At 70.0% G+C, this 20,248-nt stretch carries 20 protein-coding genes; 7 read left to right on the top strand and 13 right to left on the bottom strand.

All coding sequences use genetic code 11. The features are described from left to right. Window positions 1-89: 89 nt before the first annotated feature. Window positions 90-1,034 (bottom strand): D-2-hydroxyacid dehydrogenase, encoded by a 945-nt coding sequence (locus HNR00_RS09480; protein WP_183568443.1) that lies wholly within the window; start codon window positions 1,032-1,034, stop codon window positions 90-92. A 121-nt stretch (window positions 1,035-1,155) separates the two neighbouring features. Further along, complete coding sequence (locus tag HNR00_RS09475; protein WP_183568441.1) at window positions 1,156-2,364, bottom strand: aminotransferase class V-fold PLP-dependent enzyme; 1,209 nt, start codon at window positions 2,362-2,364, stop codon at window positions 1,156-1,158. 641 nt (window positions 2,365-3,005) lie between these two features. On the opposite strand from HNR00_RS09475, the gene HNR00_RS09470 reads away from it, so the two are divergent. The 3 genes from HNR00_RS09470 (at window position 3,006) to rnhB (ending at window position 5,649) form a co-directional block, all read left to right on the top strand. Further along, window positions 3,006-3,821, top strand: a complete 816-nt coding sequence (locus tag HNR00_RS09470; RefSeq protein ID WP_183568438.1) for a UDP-2,3-diacylglucosamine diphosphatase — start codon at window positions 3,006-3,008, stop codon at window positions 3,819-3,821. An 8-nt stretch (window positions 3,822-3,829) separates the two neighbouring features. Next, window positions 3,830-4,939, top strand: a complete 1,110-nt coding sequence (locus tag HNR00_RS09465) for a glycosyltransferase family 4 protein (RefSeq protein WP_183568435.1) — start codon at window positions 3,830-3,832, stop codon at window positions 4,937-4,939. An 89-nt stretch (window positions 4,940-5,028) separates the two neighbouring features. Then, window positions 5,029-5,649: a ribonuclease HII gene (rnhB, locus tag HNR00_RS09460; RefSeq protein WP_183568432.1), complete on the top strand. Its 621-nt coding sequence runs from the start codon at window positions 5,029-5,031 to the stop codon at window positions 5,647-5,649. 158 nt (window positions 5,650-5,807) lie between these two features. Here the strand turns inward: rnhB and HNR00_RS09455 are convergent, their stop codons facing one another. Further along, a complete protein-coding gene (locus HNR00_RS09455) occupies window positions 5,808-6,905 on the bottom strand; it encodes a PA0069 family radical SAM protein (RefSeq protein WP_246390482.1) in 1,098 nt (365 codons plus the stop codon). A gap of 168 nt (window positions 6,906-7,073) precedes the next feature. Here HNR00_RS09455 and HNR00_RS09450 point away from each other — a divergent pair, with 168 nt between their 5' ends. Continuing rightward, window positions 7,074-7,592, top strand: coding sequence for a hypothetical protein (locus HNR00_RS09450; protein WP_183568426.1), 519 nt, complete (start codon window positions 7,074-7,076; stop codon window positions 7,590-7,592). Window positions 7,593-7,597: 5 nt separating this feature from the next. Here the strand turns inward: HNR00_RS09450 and HNR00_RS09445 are convergent, their stop codons facing one another. From HNR00_RS09445 to HNR00_RS09400, 10 genes are all read right to left on the bottom strand, one after another. Continuing rightward, a complete protein-coding gene (locus HNR00_RS09445) occupies window positions 7,598-7,954 on the bottom strand; it encodes a hypothetical protein (RefSeq protein WP_183568423.1) in 357 nt (118 codons plus the stop codon). Window positions 7,955-7,987: 33 nt separating this feature from the next. Next, window positions 7,988-11,191: an efflux RND transporter permease subunit gene (locus HNR00_RS09440; protein ID WP_183568420.1), complete on the bottom strand. Its 3,204-nt coding sequence runs from the start codon at window positions 11,189-11,191 to the stop codon at window positions 7,988-7,990. 12 nt (window positions 11,192-11,203) lie between these two features. Further along, a complete protein-coding gene (locus HNR00_RS09435; protein WP_183568417.1) occupies window positions 11,204-12,883 on the bottom strand; it encodes an efflux RND transporter periplasmic adaptor subunit in 1,680 nt (559 codons plus the stop codon). A gap of 81 nt (window positions 12,884-12,964) precedes the next feature. Further along, window positions 12,965-13,366: a hypothetical protein gene (locus HNR00_RS09430; protein WP_183568414.1), complete on the bottom strand. Its 402-nt coding sequence runs from the start codon at window positions 13,364-13,366 to the stop codon at window positions 12,965-12,967. Between the two features lie 41 nt (window positions 13,367-13,407). Beyond that, on the bottom strand, window positions 13,408-13,626 hold the full coding sequence (locus HNR00_RS09425; RefSeq protein WP_183568411.1) for a hypothetical protein: 219 nt from the start codon (window positions 13,624-13,626) through the stop codon (window positions 13,408-13,410). Between the two features lie 75 nt (window positions 13,627-13,701). Next, window positions 13,702-14,319, bottom strand: a complete 618-nt coding sequence (locus HNR00_RS09420; RefSeq protein WP_183568408.1) for an acyl-homoserine-lactone synthase — start codon at window positions 14,317-14,319, stop codon at window positions 13,702-13,704. Window positions 14,320-14,452: 133 nt separating this feature from the next. Further along, a complete protein-coding gene (locus HNR00_RS09415; protein WP_183568405.1) occupies window positions 14,453-15,181 on the bottom strand; it encodes a helix-turn-helix transcriptional regulator in 729 nt (242 codons plus the stop codon). A gap of 177 nt (window positions 15,182-15,358) precedes the next feature. Beyond that, window positions 15,359-15,724, bottom strand: coding sequence for a helix-turn-helix domain-containing protein (locus HNR00_RS09410; protein ID WP_312886035.1), 366 nt, complete (start codon window positions 15,722-15,724; stop codon window positions 15,359-15,361). 109 nt (window positions 15,725-15,833) lie between these two features. Next, entirely contained in the window at window positions 15,834-16,190 is a 357-nt protein-coding gene (locus HNR00_RS09405) for a YybH family protein (protein WP_183568399.1), read from the bottom strand. A 37-nt stretch (window positions 16,191-16,227) separates the two neighbouring features. Continuing rightward, on the bottom strand, window positions 16,228-16,671 hold the full coding sequence (locus tag HNR00_RS09400; RefSeq protein WP_183568396.1) for an OsmC family protein: 444 nt from the start codon (window positions 16,669-16,671) through the stop codon (window positions 16,228-16,230). Window positions 16,672-16,846: 175 nt separating this feature from the next. On the opposite strand from HNR00_RS09400, the gene HNR00_RS09395 reads away from it, so the two are divergent. From HNR00_RS09395 to HNR00_RS09385, 3 genes are all read left to right on the top strand, one after another. Next, entirely contained in the window at window positions 16,847-17,332 is a 486-nt protein-coding gene (locus HNR00_RS09395) for a PAS domain-containing protein (RefSeq protein ID WP_183568393.1), read from the top strand. A gap of 94 nt (window positions 17,333-17,426) precedes the next feature. Next, a complete protein-coding gene (gene frc / locus HNR00_RS09390; RefSeq protein ID WP_183568390.1) occupies window positions 17,427-18,677 on the top strand; it encodes a formyl-CoA transferase in 1,251 nt (416 codons plus the stop codon). Window positions 18,678-19,011: 334 nt separating this feature from the next. Continuing rightward, the gene (locus HNR00_RS09385) at window positions 19,012-20,247 is read left to right on the top strand and encodes an HPP family protein (RefSeq protein ID WP_312886026.1); all 1,236 of its coding nucleotides are present in this window, start codon (window positions 19,012-19,014) and stop codon (window positions 20,245-20,247) included. The last annotated feature ends 1 nt before the right edge of the window (window position 20,248 follow it).

Below are 20,248 nucleotides of genomic sequence, written 5' to 3'. Positions count from 1 at the left end.
GGGGTGGTTCAGGATGAGGCGCCGCGGTGCCTTCTGCCCGACCCCCCACCTCCAACTCCTCCCCGCAAGGGGGAGGAGAGCAGGGCGCGTTACGCCTCGACGACGTTCTGCGGCTTGCCCGCGACGAAGGCCTCGACGTTGTCCACGAGCTGGTCGGCGAGGATCTGCATCGCCTCCTTGCTCGCCCAGGCCACGTGCGGGGTGACGATCAGGTTCGGCAGGTCGGCCTCGCACAGGATGTTGCCGTCCTTGGGCGGCTCCTGGGCCACCACATCGAAGCCGGCGCCGCCGATGGTGCCGTCCTTGAGCGCCTGGAGCAGAGCGGCCTCATCCACCAGCCCGCCGCGGGCGGTGTTGATGAGGATCGCCGAACTCTTCATCTTCTTGAGCTCATCGGCCCCGATCATGTTCTTGGTGTCGGGGGTGAGCGGCACGTGCAGGGTGATGACGTCCGACTGGGTCAGGATCGTCTCGAGATCGACGAGCCCGTCCTGCGGAAAAACGTCGAAGGCCAGCACCTTCATGCCGAGCGCCTCGGCGCGCTTAGCGATCGACTTGCCGAGCGCGCCGTAGCCGATGATGCCGAGCGTCGAGCCGGCGATGTCGTAGATCGGGTAATCGAAGTAGCAGAACTGCTTCGACTTGTTCCAGTCGCCGCGGCGCACGGAATTGGCGTAGGGCACGATGGCGCGGCGCAGCGCGAACATCAGGCCGACCACGTGCTCGGGGACCGTGTTGAAGGCGTAGTTGCGGATGTTGACGACGGTGATGCCCTGGGCTTTGGCGGCCGCCTTGTCGACCACGTCCGTGCCGGTGGCGGCCACCGCGATCAGCTTCAGGTCGGGAAGCTGTTTCAGCGTGTCGGCGCGCATCGGCACCTTGTTGATGAGGGCGATCTCGGCGCCCTGGAGGCGCTCGACGATCTCCTCCGGCGTCCAGGTCGACTCGTATTCCTTGTACTCGTGCGGGAAGTTGAACGCGCGAACCGTCGCATCGAGCGACTCGCGGTCAAGGAACACGACTTTCTTCGTCATTCTGGACCCCTTCCGGCCGACCGGCGCTGGCGTCCGCCGGCCCGCTGTTTCCTCACCTGTTGTTAGCTAGCGGAAGCGGCGCCGTTGGAACCGGCGCCGCTTCTTCATTTCAGGCCGAAAATCAGGCCTTGGCGAGCGGGTTCTCGCGCAGGTAGCTGGAGGCCGCCGCGACGCCCGAGCCGGGGGTCACCTTCACGCCGTTGTCGAGGAGCGACATCTCGGCGCCCGCGATGGCGCCGAGCAGCGACAGCTCGTTCAGGTCACCGACATGGCCGATGCGGAACACCTTGCCGGCGACCTGGGAGAGGCCGGCGCCGAGCGCGAGGTTGTAGCGCTCGAAGGCGTGCTTGATGATCTTGGCACCGTCGACGCCCTCCGGCACCAGGATGGCGGTGACGGTGTCCGAGTTCCACTTCGGCTCCTTGGCGCAGGTCTTGAGGCCCCAGGCCGCCACCGCCTGGCGGGTCGCCTCGCCGAGCACGGCGTGACGGTGGTAGACGTTCTCCAGACCTTCCTCGAACAGGCAGGCCAGCGCCTCGCGCAGGCCGTAGAGCAGCGGCACCGACGGCGTGTAGGGGAAGTAGCCGGCCGGGTTCTGCTTCAGCATGTCCTGCCAGTCGAAGTAGACGTGGGCGAGACGGTCGTTGTTGCCGCGCAGGGCCTCGGAGGCCTTGAGGGCCTTCGGGCTGATGCAGATCACGCCGAGACCGGCGGGTAGCATCAGGCCCTTCTGCGAGCCGGCGATGGCGCAATCGACCTTCCACTCGTCGGCCTTGAACGGCAGCGAGCCGATCGAGGACACGCCGTCCACGAACAGCAGGGCCGGGTGCCCGGCGGCGTCGATCGCCTTGCGCACGGCGCCGATGTTCGAGGTGACGCCGGTGGCGGTCTCGTTGTGGACCACCATCACGGCCTTGATCTCGTGATTCTTGTCCTCGCGCAGGGCCTGCTCGATCTTGTCCGGATCGGCGCCGGTGCCCCACTCCTCCTCCTGGACGATCACGTCCAGGCCGATGCGCTGGGCCATGTCGATCCACAGGTGGCTGAACTGGCCGAAGCGCGAGGTCAGCACCTTGTTGGTGCGCGCCAGCGTGTTGGTCAGCGCCGATTCCCAGATGCCGGTGCCGGAGGCCGGGAACAGGATGATGGTGCCGTCGGTCGAGCCGAACACCTTCTTGGTATCTTGGAACAGCGGCTTCGTCAGGTTCGGGAAATCGACCGAACGGTGATCCTCGGACGGCACGATCATCGCGCGCTGGACACGGTCCGGGATGTTGGTCGGGCCGGGAACGAACAGGTGGTTGCGTCCCGGACGTCTCGTTGCCGCCATGAATGTCTCCTCCACTTGAAACCCGCGGGCCGGCCTCGTGACCGCGCGCCCGCCTTGATCCTATGTGGCGGGCGAGAGCCCGCCGCGAAACGTCGTCGGCCCCGCGGCGCGCACGAAGCGTCCGCCGCAAGCAACCGTCACTCTGCGATGTCGGATCGTCGACCGGTCCGGAGCGGCGAAGCGGCTGTGATCCCGCCCGCGTCGCGGCGCGTGCAGACACGCCGGTCGCCTCCTTAAGAACCGAGCCCTCGATGCGTCAGCCTCGCGGCGCATTCAAGCGCGCTCCCGCTGATTGTCGTCGGCGTCCCCATCCCGTCGCGGTGCTCCTGCGCCTCTACCGGGCGCGTCCCGCGCGAGCCTCGACGGCCCGCGCGCGGCGGATGACCTTGGCGGCCGTTATGCGCTCCCCGGCCGGAGATGCAAAACCGAAAAAACTGAACTGAAAAACAAAAAGATTTTCGTATGCACGGCGAGCAGGTGCACTGCACGCGGGCCACTGGGCAGGCTTGCTGCGGCGCCGTGATGGCCGCCCCGGCGCGCGCCGCAAGCGGCACGATCCTGCACGACGATGCCCGCCGCCGTCATCAAACTGAGATCGGATTGGGTTTTGGCTCGGGCCGATTGCGAGGCCGGAGGCGCTGGTGTCACAGGATCCGGAGACGACCATCCGCGTTCGGACGCTGTTCCTGTCCGATCTGCATCTCGGCACGAAGGGCTGCCAGGCGGCCCTGCTGCTCGACTTCCTGCGCGACGTCGATGCCGACACGATCTACCTCGTCGGCGACATCGTCGACGGCTGGCAGCTGCGCTCGGGCTGGTACTGGCCTCAAGGGCACAACGACGTCGTGCAGAAGATGCTGCGCAAGGTGCGCAAAGGTGCCCACGTCGTCTACGTGCCGGGCAACCACGACGAGTTCCTGCGCGACTATATCGGCATGACCTTCGGGGGCGTGGAGATCGCCGAGAGCCGCATCCACGAGGCGGCGGACGGCAAGCGCTACCTCGTCATCCACGGCGACCAGTTCGACATGGTGGTGCGCCATTCCAAGTGGCTCGCGCATCTGGGCGACTGGGCCTACACCACGGCGCTCACCGTCAACACCGTGGTCAACCGCGTGCGCCGCCGGCTCGGGATGCCGTACTGGTCGCTCTCGGCCTGGGCCAAGCTGAAGGTGAAGAACGCGGTCAACTTCATCGGCCAGTTCGAGACCTTCCTGACCGCGGAAGCCAAGCGCCAGGGCGCCGACGGGGTGATCTGCGGCCACATCCACCACGCCGCCCACCGCCAGATCGACGGCCTGACCTACCTCAACACCGGCGACTGGGTGGAATCCTGCACCGGCATCGTCGAGCATTACGACGGCCGGATGGAGGTGCTGCACTACCCCACCCTGCTGCGCGAGCGCCGTGCGGCGGAGGCGTTCGAGCCCACCGACATCCGCCGCGCCGTCGCCTGACCCGCCCGATGCGCCTCCTCATCGCGACGGACGCGTGGCATCCGCAGGTCAACGGCGTGGTGCGCTCGGTCGAGCGCATGACCGAAGCCGGGGCCGGGCTCGGGGTCGAGACGGTGCTGCTGACGCCCGCCGACTTCGCCTCGCTGCCGATGCCGGGCTATTCCGAGATCCGGCTCTCGCTGGTGACGAGGGCCAGCGTGCTCGCCCGCTGGGAGCGGCTCGCGCCGACGCATGTGCATATCGCGACCGAAGGGCCGATCGGCCACGCCGTGCGCGGTGCCTGCCTGCGGCGGGGACAGCCCTTCACCACGAGCTACCACACGCGCTTTCCCGAATATCTCGCGGCCCGCGCCCCCGTGCCGGAGGCCTGGAGCTACGCGTGGCTGCGCCGCTTCCACGCGGCCGGCAGCGGCACCATGGTGAGCACGCCCTCGCTGGAACGCGAACTTTCCGCGCGGGGCTTTGCCGGGCTGATGCGCTGGACCCGCGGCGTCGACACCGATCTCTTCCGCCCCCGCGACGGCGACGCCTTTCCGGGGCTGCCGCGGCCGATCTTCCTCTCGGTCGGGCGCCTCGCGGTCGAAAAAAACCTTGCGGCGTTCCTCACCCTCGACCTGCCGGGCTCGAAGGTGATCGTCGGCGACGGGCCGGACCGGGCCCGCCTCCAGGCGCTGGCGCCGGACGCGCACTTCCTCGGGGCGCTGACCGGCGAGGCGCTGGCACGGGCCTATGCCGGGGCCGACGCGTTCGTGTTCCCGAGCCTCACCGACACTTTCGGCATCGTGCTGCTGGAGGCTTTGGCCTGCGGCGTGCCGGTGGCGGCTTTTCCGGTCACCGGGCCCCTCGACGTGATCGGCGAGACCGGCGCGGGCGCCCTCGACGCGGACCTGCGCGCGGCGGCGCTCGCGGCGCTCGCCGTGCCGCGAGCGCGCTGCCGCCAGGAGGCCCTGCGCTACACCTGGGCCGAGAGCGCGCGCCAGTTCTACGAGAACATCGCGCTCGCCCACGCGCTCGGCCCGATGCGCGCGATCCCGCGCCGAAGGTTCCGGGCCGGCGCGGAGGCCGCTCCGCCGGAAGCAGCCGGGGCCTCGGGCGACGAGGCGAAGCGCTTCGCCTGAACGAACGCGCTTTTCGAGCGCTGCGGGATGACCGGAGCCGGCGGGAATGCGACAACCGCCGCCCTCCCTGCCCCGACCCGTCCCCGATCATGCGTCCCTTCGATCCTGCGCTCGCTTCGACCTACCCGGCCGTGATCGGCTGCGACGAGGTCGGGCGCGGCGCCCTGTGCGGGCCGGTGATGGTGGCGGCCGTCTGGTTCGATCCGCTCGCGTTCCCGCCCGACCTCCTCGCCCGCCTCGACGACAGCAAGCGCCTCGACCGCGCTGCCCGCGAGGCGCTGACGCCGCTGATCCGGGCACAGGCCCGCGTGGCGTTGGCCGGGGGCTCGCGGGCGCTGGTCGACCGGATCAACGTGCGCGCGGCGACCCTCGACGCCATGCGCCGGGCAGTGCGGCGGTTGGGACTCGACGGTCCGGTGCTGGTGGATGGGCGCGACCCGATCCCCGGCCTCGACCAGCCCTGCGGCGCGGTCGTCGGCGGCGACCGCCTCGTGCCGCAGATCGCCGCCGCCTCCATCGTCGCCAAGACCTTTCGCGATGAGTTGATGCGGAAGCTGGCCCTGCGCCACCCCGCCTATGCCTGGGAGTGCAACGCCGGCTACGGCACCGCAGCGCATCTCGCCGGACTGTCGGCGTCGGGACGCAGCCCGCACCATCGGGTGAGCTTTACGGGGCGGTTCGGGGATGGCGGGGCAGTCACGGCCAGGTAGAGCGCGGGTCCCCTCCCCCTTGTGGGGAGGGGTTCGGGGTGGGGGTGGTTCAAGGTGAGACGAAGCGGTGCCTCCTGCACCACCCCCACCTCCTACCTCCTCCCCACAAGGGGGAGGAGAACGCCCGGTACGGCTCCGGCAGAGAGATTGAAGGCGGCTCAGAACAACGCCAACTGCTCCCCCACCCGCGGCGGCGGGCAGAACAGCTCCGTCGTCTGCCGTAGCGGTTCCTCCGAAAAACCCAGCCGGCGCTTGGACAGGGCGAAGCGGCGGCGGATCAGGTCGGCGTAGGGGCCCTCGCCGATCATGCGGGTGCCGAAGGCGGCGTCGTAGGCCTTGCCGCCGCGTGCCCCGCTCAACAACGAAAAAATGTGGGCGCGCCGGCCCGGGTAATGCTCGGAGAGCCAGTCGCCGACGAGGTCGTCGAGTTCGTGCGGCAGGCGCAGCAGCACGTAGTTCGCCTCGCGGGCGCCCGCCGCGCGTACGCGCTCCAGGATCGCCTCGATCTCGTGGTCGTTGAGCGACGGAATGATCGGCGCGACGATCGCCATCACCGGCACGCCCATCGCGGCCAGCCCCTCGATCGCTTCCAGGCGCTTGCGCGGATGCGGCGCCCGCGGCTCCATCCGCCGCGCCAGTTCCGGGTCGAGGGTGGTGACCGAGATCGCCACCTTCACGAGACCCTGCGCCGCCATCTCCGCGAGGAGATCGCGGTCGCGCAGGATCAGGTTCGACTTGGTGACGATCCCGACCGGATGGCGGAAGCGGGCCAGCACTTCCAGCACGGCGCGGGTGAGGCGGTGCTCGCGCTCGATCGGCTGGTAGGGATCGGTGGCGGTGCCGAGCGCGATGGTCCGCGGCCAGTAGCCCGGTGCAGACAGCTCACGTTCGAGCAGCGCGGCGGCGTCGGGTTTGGCAAAAAGCTTGGTCTCGAAATCGAGCCCCGGCGAGAGCCCGGCATAGCCGTGGTTCGGCCGGGCGAAGCAGTAGATGCAGCCGTGCTCGCAGCCGCGATAGGGGTTGATCGAGCGGTCGAACGAGATGTCGGGTGAGTCGTTGCGGGTGATGATGGTGCGGGCGCGCTCGACCGTCACCTCGGTGCGCCGGGTCGCAACCTCGTCCGGATGCCAGCCGTCGTCCAAAACCTCGCGCCGGGTCGCCTCGAAGCGCCCGTCCGGGTTGGCCGTCGCCCCGCGCCCGCGCCGGCCTTCCGCGGCCACGCGGTTGCCCGCGAGCCGGCCTACCGCTCTCCCCATCGATCCGGATCCCTCGCCCTTGGCCAAGGAACATATCATGAACGAAATCGCGATGGCTGCACAAGATTCGTGCATCCGCAGAAATGCGCGCCTGTCGCCTCTGGGACCGGCATGGCCTAGACGGCACGAAAGCTTCGTTCGCTCTAAACAGGTTTTTTCGGCCCGCCGATGATCTCCGGCCTGATCCACGTGGCACGCCCCGCCGACACGGCAATCGAAGGCCTCGCCGACACGCTGAGCGCGCTCGTCGCGGGCGTGGCGGCGGGGCTCGTGGGCGATGCCGTGATCGTGACCGCGACGGCGAGCGAGGCCTTGGAGACCATCGCCGAGGGCAGCGGGGCGACCCTCGTCGTGCGGCCGCCCGGCACGAATCCGTGGATCGCGGGCGCGAAGGTCGCCCGGCGGGAATGGCTGCTCTGCCTGGAGCCGGGCGACATCCCGTCCGAGGGCTGGATCCGCAGCCTCGACCGCTTCGTCGGCACCGCCCGGCCGGACATGGCGCTCGGCCGGATGCGGCGCTCCCATGCCGGCCTGCCCGGTCGCCTCGCGGCGCGCGGCGAGAGCGTCGTCGGGGCGAGCCGCCCGCGGGCCGGCGACGTGGTGCGGCGCGAACGGCTCCTGGCGGGACTGCCCTTCGCCCCCCGCCTCAAGGTGCGGCTGCTGATGGCCCGACTGGAGCGGGCCTGAGAATTCTACCTCTCGAACCGCGCCTGAAGTCCGTGCCCGTGGATTTTGGCCGACAGCACGATCTTGGCGCCCGGCGGCAGCGGCGCCTTGAGATCGCCGACGAACCGGTTCGGGGCGGCGCCCTTCAGGGCCACGGTCTCGGTCTTGGCCCCGACCTGGATGTAGGCCTTGCCCGAAAGGCCCGTCGTGGCGATCGGCTGGCCGGCCTCCTCGCTGACGAAGAAGGTCAGTCCGGTGTCGGTGACGACGAGTTCGACCGGATGGTCCTCGGCCATGACGACCTGACCGCCGTTGGGACCGGCGGCCATGGCGGGGGCCGAGAGGGCGAAAGCGAGGGTGAGCGCGGTGACGAGCGAGCGCATGGGAAGTCCTTTCTGTTGAGCCCTTGAGGGGTGTCAGAACGCCCCGGCGGGGGCGCCCTCGGAGTGGTCGGAGGCCGGGTGCCGCGCCTGTTCGCGCAGGCGCTCCAGCGGAGCGCGGCCGAAGGCGAGGAACAGGAGCGGCGTCAGCACCGTGTCGAGCAGCGTCGCGCTGATCAGGCCGCCGAAGATCGTCACCGCCACGGGATGCAAAATCTCCTTGCCCGGCGCGTCGGCGCCGATCAGCAGCGGCACCAGGGCGACGCCGGCGGCCAAAGCCGTCATCAGCACGGGGGCGAGCCGCTCCAGGCTGCCGCGGATGACGAGGTCGGGGCCGAAGGGCAGGCGCTCATGGATCGCGAGATTCAGGATGTGGCTGACCTTGAGGATGCCGTTGCGCGTCGCGATGCCGGTGAGCGTGATGAAGCCGATCATGGAGGCGACCGAGAGCGGCTGTCCGGCGATTCCGAGCGCGGCCACCGAGCCGATCAGCGCCAGCGGGATGCTCCCGAGGATGATCAGCGTGAAGGTCACCGAGCGGTAACGGCTGTAGAGCAGGGCGAAGACGAGGCCGAGCGACAGGAGCGAGAGCAGGCCGATGGTCCGGCTCGCCTCCTCTTGCGCCTGGAACGCGCCCTCCAGGCGGGTCCCGTAGCCGTTGGGGAGCGGGGTCGCGGCGATCTCCTTTTGGATCGCGCCGACGATCGCCCCCATGTCGGCGCCGCCGACGGTGTTGGCCTGGACGACGATGCGCCGCCGCGCATTTTCGCGAAGGATCTGGTTCGGCCCATCGGTCTCGCGGATGTCGGCGATCTGGCGCGCCGGCACCCAGCCGGAGGGGGTCTCGACCAGCAGGTCGCCGAGGCGCTGCGTGGTCCGCATCGTGTCGGGCAAGCGCATCACGACGTCGAAGCGGCGGGTGCCATCGACCACGCGGGAGACGACCTGTCCGTTCGAGAGCCGGCTCAGTTGTTCAATCAGCGCGGCGGGCTGCACGCCGTAGAGGGCGGCGCGGGCATAGTCCACGCGGATTTCGAGTTGCGGGATCAGCACCTGCTTCTCGACCTGAAGGTCGGCGAGGCCGGGGATTGTTGCGAGGCGCCGCCGTAGATCCTCGGCGAGGCTGCGCAGGGTGTCGAGATCGTCGCCGAAGATCTTGAGCGCGATCTCGGCGCGGACGCCGGACAACATGTGTTCGAGTCGGTGCGAGATCGGCTGGCCGACATTGACGGAGACCGGAAGCACCGCGAGGCGGTCGCGGATGTCGGCAATCAATTCGGGTTTCGGGCGCGCGCCCGGCTTCAGGTCGATTTCGAGGTCGGAGGAGTGAACCCCTTCCGCGTGCTCGTCGAGTTCGGCCCGGCCGGTGCGGCGGCCGATCGACTTCACGTCCGCCATGTCGAGGAGCAGGCGCTCGGCGACGCCGCCGATCCGGTCGCTCTCGGCGAGCGAGATGCCGGGGTTGAACGCCATGGTGACGGTGAACGAGCCCTCGTTGAACGGCGGCAGGAACGCTCGCGGCAGGAAGGCCGCGGCGATTCCGGCCAGAGCCACGGCGAGGGCGGCCAAAAGCATCACCGGGCGGGCGTGGCCGATGAGCACCCGCAGCACGGCGGCGTTGAGGCGCTTGAGGACGCGGATCAGGCCGCTCTCGTGCTCCTCCAGCCGCTTGAGGCCGGGCAGGAGGTAGTAGGCCAGCACCGGCGTCAGAGTGATCGAGACGACGAGGCTCGCCAGGATCGAGACGATGTAGGCTTGGCCCAAGGGCGCGAACAGGCGCCCCTCGATGCCCGACAGGGCGAAGAGCGGCACGAACACCAGCACGATCACCATGGTGGCGTAGACGATGCCGGAGCGCACCTCGTTGGAGGCCGCGACCACCACGGCGAAGACGCTTTTCGGAGAGCCCGCCCGCCGGTTCTCGCCGAGCCGGCGATAGATGTTCTCGACGTCCACCACCGCGTCGTCGACGAGTTCGCCGATGGCGATGGCCAGCCCGCCGAGCGTCATCGTGTTGATCGACAGCCCGGCGAGATGGAACACGATGGCGGTGGCCAGGATCGAGACCGGAATCGCCGCGAGCGAGATCGCGGTGGTGCGCACGTTGAGCAGGAAGGCGAACAGCACCACGGCGACGACGACGATCGCCTCCATCAGCACCGTCTCGACGTTGCCGATCGAGGTCTCGATGAAGTTGGCCTGCCGGAAGATCAGCCGGTCGGCGCGCACGCCCTTGAAGGCGCAGGATTCGCCCGCCGCCTCGGCCCCGGTGGCGACCGGCGAGGCTTTGCCGCCGTCGCAGTTGTTGAGGCTCGCGGTGATGTCGGCCAAGGCCGCCTCGACCTCGCGGGTGAGCCGCACGGTATCGACGCCGGGCTGCTTCTCAACCGAGATGACGACCGCGGGCGCCCCCATGTAGCCGGCATCGCCCCGCTTCACTTTGGCGGCGAACGACACCTCGGCAACCTGCCGCAGGGAGATCGGCCGGCCTCCCACGGTCGCGACCACCATGTTGCGCAGGTCGTCGAGGTTCATGGTCCGGCCGAGATTCCGGATCAGGTATTCGCGGGCGTACTGGTCGGTGAAGCCGCCGCCGGTGTTGGTGCCGAACTGCGCCAGCGCCGCCTCCAACTGAGCGTAGGTGACGCCGAGCGCGCGGAGCGCCGTCGGCTGGGGCGCGACGCGGAACTGGCGCACCTCGCCGCCCATCGGGATCACCTGGGCGACGCCGGGGATCGAGAGCAGGCGCGGGCGGATGGTGAAGTCGGCGAGTTCCCGCAGCTGCATCGGCGAGACCGAGCCGCCGCTCAAAGCCGCCATCACGATCTGCCCCATGATCGAGGAGACCGGCCCCATCATCGGCGTGACGGTGGGGGGCAGTTGCGGGCGCACCAGGGCGAGGCGCTCGGCGACCTGCTGGCGGTTGCGGTAGATGTCGGTGCCCCAATCGAACTCGACATAGACGACCGAGAGCCCGACGCCCGAGACCGAGCGGACCCGCGACACGCCGGGCAGGCCGTTCATCTGCGTCTCGAGGGGGTAGGTGACGATCTGCTCGACCTCCTGGGGCGCGAGGCCGTCGGCTTCCGTCATGATCGTCACGGTCGGCCGGTTGAGGTCGGGGAAGACATCGACGGGGAGCTTGGTCACCGTGAAGGCGCCGTAGACGACGAGGACGGCCGCGAGCGCGAGCACGAGGACGCGATTGCGGAGCGACTGCGAGACGAGGTGGGTGAACATGGGCGGGCCTCCTCAGCGGACCTGATTGAGGAGTTCGGCACCCTGCGTGACGATGCGCTTGCCCGGCGCGATCCCTGAGACCACCAGCACCCGGCCGGCGTCCAGCGGCTCGACCCGCACCTCGCGCGGCTCGAAGCGCTCCGGCGCGGTGTGCTCGTAGACGAGGCTTTGGCCGTTGCCGCCGCGGACCACGCTGGTGCGGGGCAAGGCCAGCCCGGTCTGCTGTGCGTCGAGGGCCGCCAGAACGGTGACGAACTGGCCGGTGCGCAGTTCCGGCGGGGCGCCTTGAACCGCGAAATGCATCGGCACCGCCTGGCTGCGGTCGGCGAGCCCCGCGCCCATGAAGGTGAGGCGCAAGGTCCGGCCGTCGGCGAGCCGCGCGGTGGCGTCCTGACCGGTCGCCAGAGCGTCGAAGCTCAGGGCCTCGACCCAGAGCCGGCTCGGCTCGACGATCTGGAACACCTGCACGCCGGGGCTCGCCATCTGGCCCGCCACCGCGCTCGCCTCGGCGATCACGCCGTCGACCGGCGCGGTCAGGGCCTCGGGGTGCTGGCGGATGGCGTCGAGGGCGGCGCGGCGGTCGGCCAGCCCCTTCAGCTCGGCCAGCGCATCGTCGAGCTGGACCTGCGAGACCGCGCCGCCCGGCGCGAGCTTGCGGTAGCGCTCGACCCGGCGCTCGATGATGGCGATCTGCTGATCCAGTTCGCCCTGGCGCTGGCGCATGTCGGACACGTCGACGGCCTGGACCGGGGGCGTGACGGTGGCCAGCACTTCGCCCTTCTTGACCCGCGTGCCGAGCCGCGGGAAGCGGCCGGATTCCGGCGGCGCCAGCCGGCCGCCGACGGAGGACTGGACGACGCCGCTGGCGCTCGGATCGGGGATGATCCGCCCCGGCAGCTCGACGGTGCGGCTCAAGGTGTCGGAGGCCGTCACCACGGTCCGCACGGCGAGCACCCGCTGGGTGGGCTTCGGGACAAAGATCGCCCCGTCGGGCAGGCGGCGGGCGAGGTCCTGGCCGCCGGGGGCCGCCATCGGCGTCCCGCCCTCGTGACCCTCGTGCGCGAAGGCCTTGGGCGCCAGGGCGAGCGCCAGCACCACGAGGGCGGCGGCCGGGACGCGGCGGCGCCCGCGCATCAGAAGGGTGACGACGACGCCGAGAAGAAAGCCCGCGCCGCCGACCGCGAAGGGCAGCGGGTCGGCCTCCTCGATGTGGCGGCGGAAGTCGTGGGCGGCAGCGAGGCTCGTGGCCCAGGCGTCGTCGGAAGCGGGCGGCGGGGGCGGCTCGGGGACCGTGAGGGAGATCGGGAAGAGGTCGCTCTTGCCGCCAGCCGTGACCGTGAACAGCACCTCGTACTCGCCGGCATGGGTGCTCCAGTGGGCGGGCAGGCCGTAGCTGCCGTCCGGCATCGGCGTCGCCTCGGCAGGCCCTTCCGGGGTCTCGGCGGTGACCGTGGCATCGGTCACCGGCTCGTTGGTGCCGGCCCGGTCGAGATAGAGGCTGAGCCGGCCGTTGCGGGCGATGGCGACGAGTTCGAAGGCCTCGCTGCGCGATGCGCCCCGCGGGGCGTTCGCGGTGGGGGCGGCAGATGCCTCGGCACCGTGGTCGTGGCCCTCGTGGGCGGCGGCGGGAGAGGCCCAGAGGCCGAGCGCCAGCGCGACCGCGCGCAGGGCCGGGACGAATGAGACAGGCATGGGGATCGATCCTTCGCGGGCGGGAACGCGCGCGGCGGCCCGGTCGGGCGGCCACGCGAAGGCGCGCGGGGCGCGCCGTTCTCAGGCGAAGGATCGGGGCGGTTCGGGGAGCGCTTCGGGGACGACGCTGACGAAGGCCGCGTCGCGCGGACGGCGGAAGGCCGGCTCGGCGTTCCAGCGGAGCGGCACGGTCACATCGGCCCCGCCGACGAAGGGGATGTGGAACGGGCAATGCACCCCGCAGCACTGGCCGGAATGGGTGTCACCAGCCGGTCCCGAAGCGTCGGCGGCGGTCTCGGAGGCGTGCCCGGAAAGGCCGTCGATCCCGGCATGATCCGCATCGACATGCATGTGGCCGTGCCCCGCCACGGCGCCCTGCGCATGCGTGCGGGCATGCGCAGGGACGGCGATCGTCAGGGCGAGCAAGGCCGCGACCTGCAGGATCGCGACGAGCGCACGCCAGAAGGGGCGGTGGGCACGCATCCCGCCCTCATACCACAACCGGGCCGAGGCTCCAGCGCCGATCAGGCCGGCTCGGGCGTGCGGCGGGCGTCGAGCGCCGCGTTGATGAGGCCCGACAGCGCCACGTAATCGTGCCCGATATCCTCCAGGATCAGGGCGAGATCCTCGGGCACCTCGGCCTCGTCGCAGAGGGCGCGCACCAGCGCCTCGTGCAGCGGCATGACCGTGTCCGCGTAGGTCCGGAAGAAATGTTTGGCCTGTTCGATCGTGTTCGGGTGCATCGTCGCGTCCGTGAAGGCGATGGCTGTGGAGGGCTGCCCGCGGCTGCGGGCGGCCCGGGTCTCGAAGGAGCCGGATCAGGCGGCCTGGCGCAGGGGCAGGACGCGGCTGCGCGTCGAGAGCGACTGCATGCGATCGAGGGCGTGGGGCGTGGCCTCCCACAGGCCGACGATGAGGTGGCCGCGGTGGGAGCGCGATTCGGCGAGCGGGTCCGGCGTCCAGCCGATGCGCTGGTAGATGCGGGTCATCCGCTCGTCGTAGAGGCCGACGATGTGCTCGATGCCCGAATCCAGGCACAGCCCGCACAGGCCGATCAGCAGGTCCGAGGAGACGGTGCGCATCGCCTCCGCCCGCGCGCCATGGCGGGGCGGGTGGACGCAGAAGCGGGTGCATTCCCACGCCGTCGGGCTCTCGACATCGACGGGCTCGTCGAAGAAGTCCGAGAACTCGTGACGCAGCATCGTGTCGCCGGTGGTCGGCAGCAGCCGCAGCGAGCCGGTGAGATGACCGTCCGCATCGGACGAGACGAGGTAGACCGTGTCGTCGCAGCGGTCGTAGCGGTCGATCTCGAGGCCGTTCTCGACATCGACTTCCCAGCCGAGCCGATCCTTGAAGATCGCCGCGCGGGCACGGAACATCTGGTCGAAATCTTGGGGGAACCGCTCGCGGTCGGCACCGGAGAAGATTTTGATCATCGGGAAGACCTCCTGTGGTCAGGAGATCTCCCGGAGGTCCGGCACCGGACAATCTATCGAAATTGAGAGATCGACGGCCCGAGCGGCCGATGGCAAACGGGCCGGAAGGCCCCGTTTGCCGACCCGTTCGGGATCAGGCGTCGATCAGGTCGAGGGCGATCGCGCGGGCGACGAGCTGGGTCATGGTCGCGCAGCCGAGCTTGTGCCGGGCGGTCCTGAGATAGAGCCGCACGGCGGGCTCGGAGATGTCGAGCAGGTAGGCGATGGTCTTGGCCTGCCGCCCGAGCGCGAGGAATTGGACGCATTGCTGCTCGCGCCGCGACAGCCGCCGCGGCTGGGCCGCGCGCAGGCCGCTGAGCTGCACCGCCCGCTCGTGGAAGAAATGCGCGACCGCATGGTATTCGCGCAGGTAGGTCGGCTTGTTGCGCACCCAATCGTCGAGGGTGATGTTCGAGGTGAGCGTGAAGATCGCCCGCTCGCCGTTGGGACCCCGGATCGGGATGGTGATGCCGCGCCGCCCGACGCCGTAGCTGTCGGCCTCCTTGAAGACGTGGCGCGCGCCGACGGAGGTGCGGTCGAGGCCGTCCCAGTCGATCGGCAGGAAGCCGGTGCGGCCCGCCTGCACCACCGGATCGAGGGCGAAGTAATCCTCGCCGACATAGCGGCTGACCCAGCCCGGATCGTAGGACAGCATCAGGATCGGGTTGGGCTGCAGGCAGGCCGGCAGGTGGGTCGCGTGGTAGACCACGTTGGCGAGGCCGTAGGCGTCGCGCAGGTCGAGCAGAATGGGATTGAGGGCGTCGAGGTGAGGGGCCGCCGCCAGGGCGTCGAGAGTCTCGGTGAGGCTGAGGTCGCGCTTCATGACGAGAACATGATCCTCCGCGGTCTCGACCGGATCAGGAGGCGGCGTGCCGAAGTCACGCCCGATTCAAGCAATTCACGGACCTTTTAACCCGTCTGCGGGGAAAATCAAAAATCCAATCGACCATTGTTCCGCCAAGCCTCTCGACTTCCGCCGGACCGCACCCCGCCGCCCCTTTCAATGCGGGTCGCGGCGCGGCGGCAGGCTCTCGGCCGCCGCCGCCAGGACGAGGCGGTAGACGCCGTCCTTGAGCTGGCCCGGCGGCAGCCGGTCGAACGCCTCGGCCAGGGACTGTGCCTCCTCCGAGACGCGGGAATCGGGCGCCTCGACCGCCCCGAGGCCCAGCAGATCATCGGCGCTCGCCCCGAGATGCTCGGCGAGGGTCGCGAGGCGGGCGGCGGAGAGCGGGTTCGCCCCGCTCTCGTACTTCTCCATCTGCGCGGGCGTCACCGAGGCCAGCGCGGCGAGGTCGGCGAGCGACAGGCCCAGACGCCGACGGGCCGCCTTGACGCGCTGCCCGATCGCCCGGTCGTCATCCCTCACGCTCCGCAACGGCCGTCTCCTCCCCGATCCCGCGAGGTCCGGGACAGAGTGGGCAAACGGGCGTCGAGGGCAAGCCCACGATTTTGAGTTGTCCTTCCCCGAAAGGCGCTCAGTCCTTCTTGGCCGGCTTGATCTTGAGCTGGTCGATCGCCCAGAGCCAGCGCCCGTCGGGCTGGCGGCGGGCCGCCTCGACCGAGAACGAGCCGTTCGGCAACCGGGCGAAGGTGAGGCCGAGATCGCCGTTCGTCAGCGCCGGCAGCGTCTCGGGCTCGGGGAAATCGGACTTGCGGGCCAGAAGGTCGGTGTAGAAGCGGCGGATCGCGTCGTGGCCCGTTGCCACCACCTCGCCCGCCGCCAGCACGGCGCCGGGCTCGTAGAGCGCCACCAGCCCCTCGACGTCGCCGGCATTGGCCCGCGCGTGGAACAGGCGCGCCAGATCGCCCGGTTCTTTCGCCGTCTCGCTCATCCCAAGAATCCTCCCTGTCACGCCGCTCAATCGGCGGCTATTTCAAACGCGTCCCCACCCCGTCCTGCACCGAGACCGAGACCGGGATGCCGGCCTTGACGCTCTCGGAGACGGTGCAGAACCGCTCGAACTGCTCCAGCACCCGGTCGATCCGGTCCATCGAGGCTGCCTCGGCGCCGAGCGCGATGGCGACGTCGATCCCCTCCAGGCGCAGGCGCCCTTCCGCGTTGCGGCCGAGCCGCCCGCTCGCCTGGGCGCTGACGCCGCCGCCGTCCTGATGGAATTTGCCGAGCGCGAAGACGAAGCTCGCGCACAGGCAGTTGCTCACCGCCGCGATCAGCACCTGCTCGGGCGAGGGGCCGACACCGTCGCCGATCGGAACCGGCTCGTCGGTCAGCAGCGATTCGAAGGCGGGGCCGAACTCGACCCGGAAGGCGAAGCGCTCGACCTGTCGGATGCTGATGCTGGGTCTGTCCGACATCGCCGCTCCTGTCTCCCCGCTCGTCTCAACCGCCCGCAACGCGTCTTGTTGCCGGGCAACAGGTCATCCCGTCGCTTGACCCGCTTTCCGTATCTGGTATACCAGATGCCAACGAGACGCCACGGAGGGCTTGGCCCTCCCGGCAGACCAGGGAGAAGGGAAGGAGCGCGAGGCCATGGCCGCAGCGACATCTCCGGCGACATCCCAGTCACAGACCCTCGCCCCGGCCATCGACGTCTCGGGGCTGGTCGAGGCCCTGGGCGATGCGGTGGTTATCTCCGACGCGGACGGCCGGATCGTCACGTGGAATCCGGCCGCCGAGCGCATCTTCGGCTTCGGCGAGGCCGAGGCGATGGGCGAGACGCTGGACCTCATCACCCCGGAGCGCCATCGCCGGCGCCACTGGGACGGCTACGCCAAGACGATGCGGACCGGGCAGACCCGCTACGGGACCAAGCTGCTCAAGGTTCCGGCCCTGCACAAGGACGGGCGCACCCTGTCCATCGCCTTCACCGTCTCGCTCCTGTTCGGGGCCGACGGGGAGGTCAGCGGGATCGTCGCGGTCATCCGCGACGAGACCGAGCGCTTCGAGGAGGAGCGTCGCCTGCGCCGCCGCATGGCGGAACTGGAGGAAGCGCTCGGCACCCTCGTACTCGCCTGATCTTCAGGCGAGCAGATGTCAAAACAAGAACACGACCTTTCGTTTCAAGACTTCACTTCAAACTCAACGAAGTCGTCACAGGGAGAACACCAGCATGTCCCAGCCGCTCGAGGGCATCCGGATCATCGATTTCACCCACGTCCAGGCGGGTCCCGCCTGCACGCAGTTGCTCGCGTGGTTCGGCGCGGACGTGATCAAGGTCGAGCGCCCCGGCGCCGGCGACGTGACCCGCAACCAGCTGCGCCACGTCGAGGACGCGGACGCGCTCTACTTCACGATGCTGAACTCCAACAAGCGCTCGCTGACGCTGGACACCAAGACGCCCCAGGGCAAGGAAGTGCTCGAGAAGCTGATCCGCGAGTCCGACGTGATGGTCGAGAACTTCGGCCCCGGCGCGCTCGACCGCATGGGCTTCACCTGGGCCCACATCCAGTCGCTCAACCCCGGCATGATCCTCGCCTCGGTGAAGGGCTTCTCCGACGGCCACCACTACGAGGACCTGAAGGTCTACGAGAATGTCGCGCAGTGCGCGGGCGGCGCCGCCTCGACAACCGGCTTCTGGGACGGCCCCCCCACCGTGTCGGCCGCAGCCCTCGGCGACTCGAACACCGGCATGCATCTGGCCATCGGCATCCTCACGGCGCTGCACGCCAAGACCAAGACCGGCAAGGGCCAGAAGGTCGCCGTGTCGATGCAGGATTCGGTGATCAACCTCTGCCGCGTGAAGCTGCGCGACCAGCAGCGCCTCGACGCCATCGGCTATCTCGAGGAGTACCCGCAATACCCGCACGGCGAGTTCACCGACGTGGTGCCGCGCGGCGGCAACGCGGGCGGCGGCGGCCAGCCGGGCTGGGTACTGAAGTGCAAGGGCTGGCAGTCGGACCCGAACGCCTACATCTACTTCACGATCCAGGGCCATGCCTGGGCCCCAATCTGCAAGGCGCTCGGCAAGCCCGAGTGGATCGACGATCCGGCCTACAACACCGCCCGCGCCCGCCAGGACAAGATCTTCGAGATCTTCGCCTTCATCGAGGATTGGCTGGCCGACAAGACCAAGTTCGAGGCCGTCGACATCCTGCGCAAGTTCGACATCCCGTGCTCGCCGGTGCTGTCGATGAAGGAGATCGCCGCCGATCCGTCGCTGCGCGCCAGCGGCACCATCGTCGAGGTCCCGCATCCGAAGCTCGGCTCGTACCTGACCGTCGGCTCGCCGATCAAGTTCTCGGACCTGAAGGTCGACATCAAGGCCTCGCCGCTGCTGGGCGAGCACACCGACGAAGTGCTGGCCGACCTCGGCTACTCGCCCGAGCAGATCGCCGCGATGCACGAGTCCCGCGCGGTCTAACGCCAAGTTGCGCGGCACGGGACCGAAGGTTCCGTGCCGCGCGTCCGGCGGACGACCGCCGCCACCAGGCCCCGTCTCTCTGCGCGTGGGCTGATCGGCAACGAGACATGCGTCGCCGATCGGTGAGTTCCCCCATTCCAAGAATCCTCCCGGGTCGGGCGAGCCGCTCCGGGAGTGCCTGACCGGACTCTGTTCGAGTCCGGGTTGTATTTCTCCTCCGTGTCACTTGGCCGGGCCGCCCTACGGCCCGGCCTTTCTTGTTTCCGGCGCCTTTTCGCGACACGCTCGCGAGACACCCTTCGCCCGTCCGCGCCCCTGATTACGGTGCCTGCCGGTGAATGCATCCTTCAGCCGTCCCCTGCTGCGCCGCCTCCTGCCGCAGCAGGCTCCCGTCAGCGTCCGCGAGCGCGTGCGTGCCGCCTGCGGGGCGCTCCTCGGGCTCCTCGCCACCGGGCTCGTCGCCCGCGCGGCCCTCGGCAACGGCGCCGCTCTGCCGGCCCTGATCGCCCCGATGGGCGCCTCCGCGGTGCTGCTCTTCGCCGTGCCTTCGAGCCCGCTGGCGCAGCCCTGGTCGATCGTCGGGGGAAACCTGATCGCGGCGCTCGTCGGCGTGAGCGTCGGCCACCTCGTGCCCGATCCGCTGGTGGCCGCCGGCCTCGCGGGCGGGCTCGCCATCGGCCTGATGATGGCCTTCCGCTGCCTGCACCCGCCGAGCGGCGCGGTGGCGCTCACTGCCGTCCTCGGCGGCCCGGCGATCCACGATCTCGGCTACGGCTTCGTGCTGTGGCCGGTCGGCGCCAACACCCTGCTGATCCTCGGCGTGGCGGTGGCCTTCAACAACCTCACCGGCCGCTCCTACCCGCACGCGCCGGCCGCCGCGCCCGCGGCGCCGGCGCCTTCCTCCGGCATGGGCCTGACCTCGGGCGACATCGACGCGGCGCTCAAGGATTTCGATCAGGTGCTCGATATCGGCCGCGGCGACCTGGAGGCGCTGCTGCGGCGCGCCCAGCTCAGCGCCCTGGTACGCCGCTCGGGGCCCGAGACCTGCGCCTCGATCCTGACCCGCGACGTCGTCGCCATCGCCCCCGAGGCGCCCCTGAGCGAGGCCTTGGCGCTGCTGCGGCGCCACCACATCAAGATGCTGCCCGTCACCGACGAGAACGCCCGCGTGCTCGGCGTGCTCACGCAGACCGACCTGATGGACAAGGCCGAGTGGGACCGCCGCGGACCCCGCCTCGGTCTGGCCCGGCGCTGGCAGCTCACGCTCGGCCGCGGCCGCGCCCCGCATGGCTGCGCCGCCGACGTGATGACGCCCGACGTGGTCTGCCTGCGCCCGGAGATGACGCTCGCCGAGGTCGCGGTGCGCATGGCCCGCGGCGGCCACCACCACCTGCCGGTGGTCGGCCCGGAAGACCGCCTGTGCGGCGTCGTCGCCCAGTCCGACCTGATCGAGACCCTGGTGGTGCAGGCCGCGACCAGAGCCTCCACGGACTCGTCGCGGACAGACGCCGCGGGACGCGCCCGCGCCGGCGACGAGGTTTCGTCGGACCTCGCCGCCGGGCTGGCCTGAA

Source organism: Methylorubrum rhodinum (assembly GCF_014199935.1).
In the GTDB taxonomy this organism is placed as follows: Bacteria; Pseudomonadota; Alphaproteobacteria; order Rhizobiales; family Beijerinckiaceae; genus Methylobacterium; species Methylobacterium rhodinum.
The sequence above is the reverse complement of the archived record's forward strand: the minus strand, read 5'-3'. Positions and strand labels throughout refer to the sequence as shown.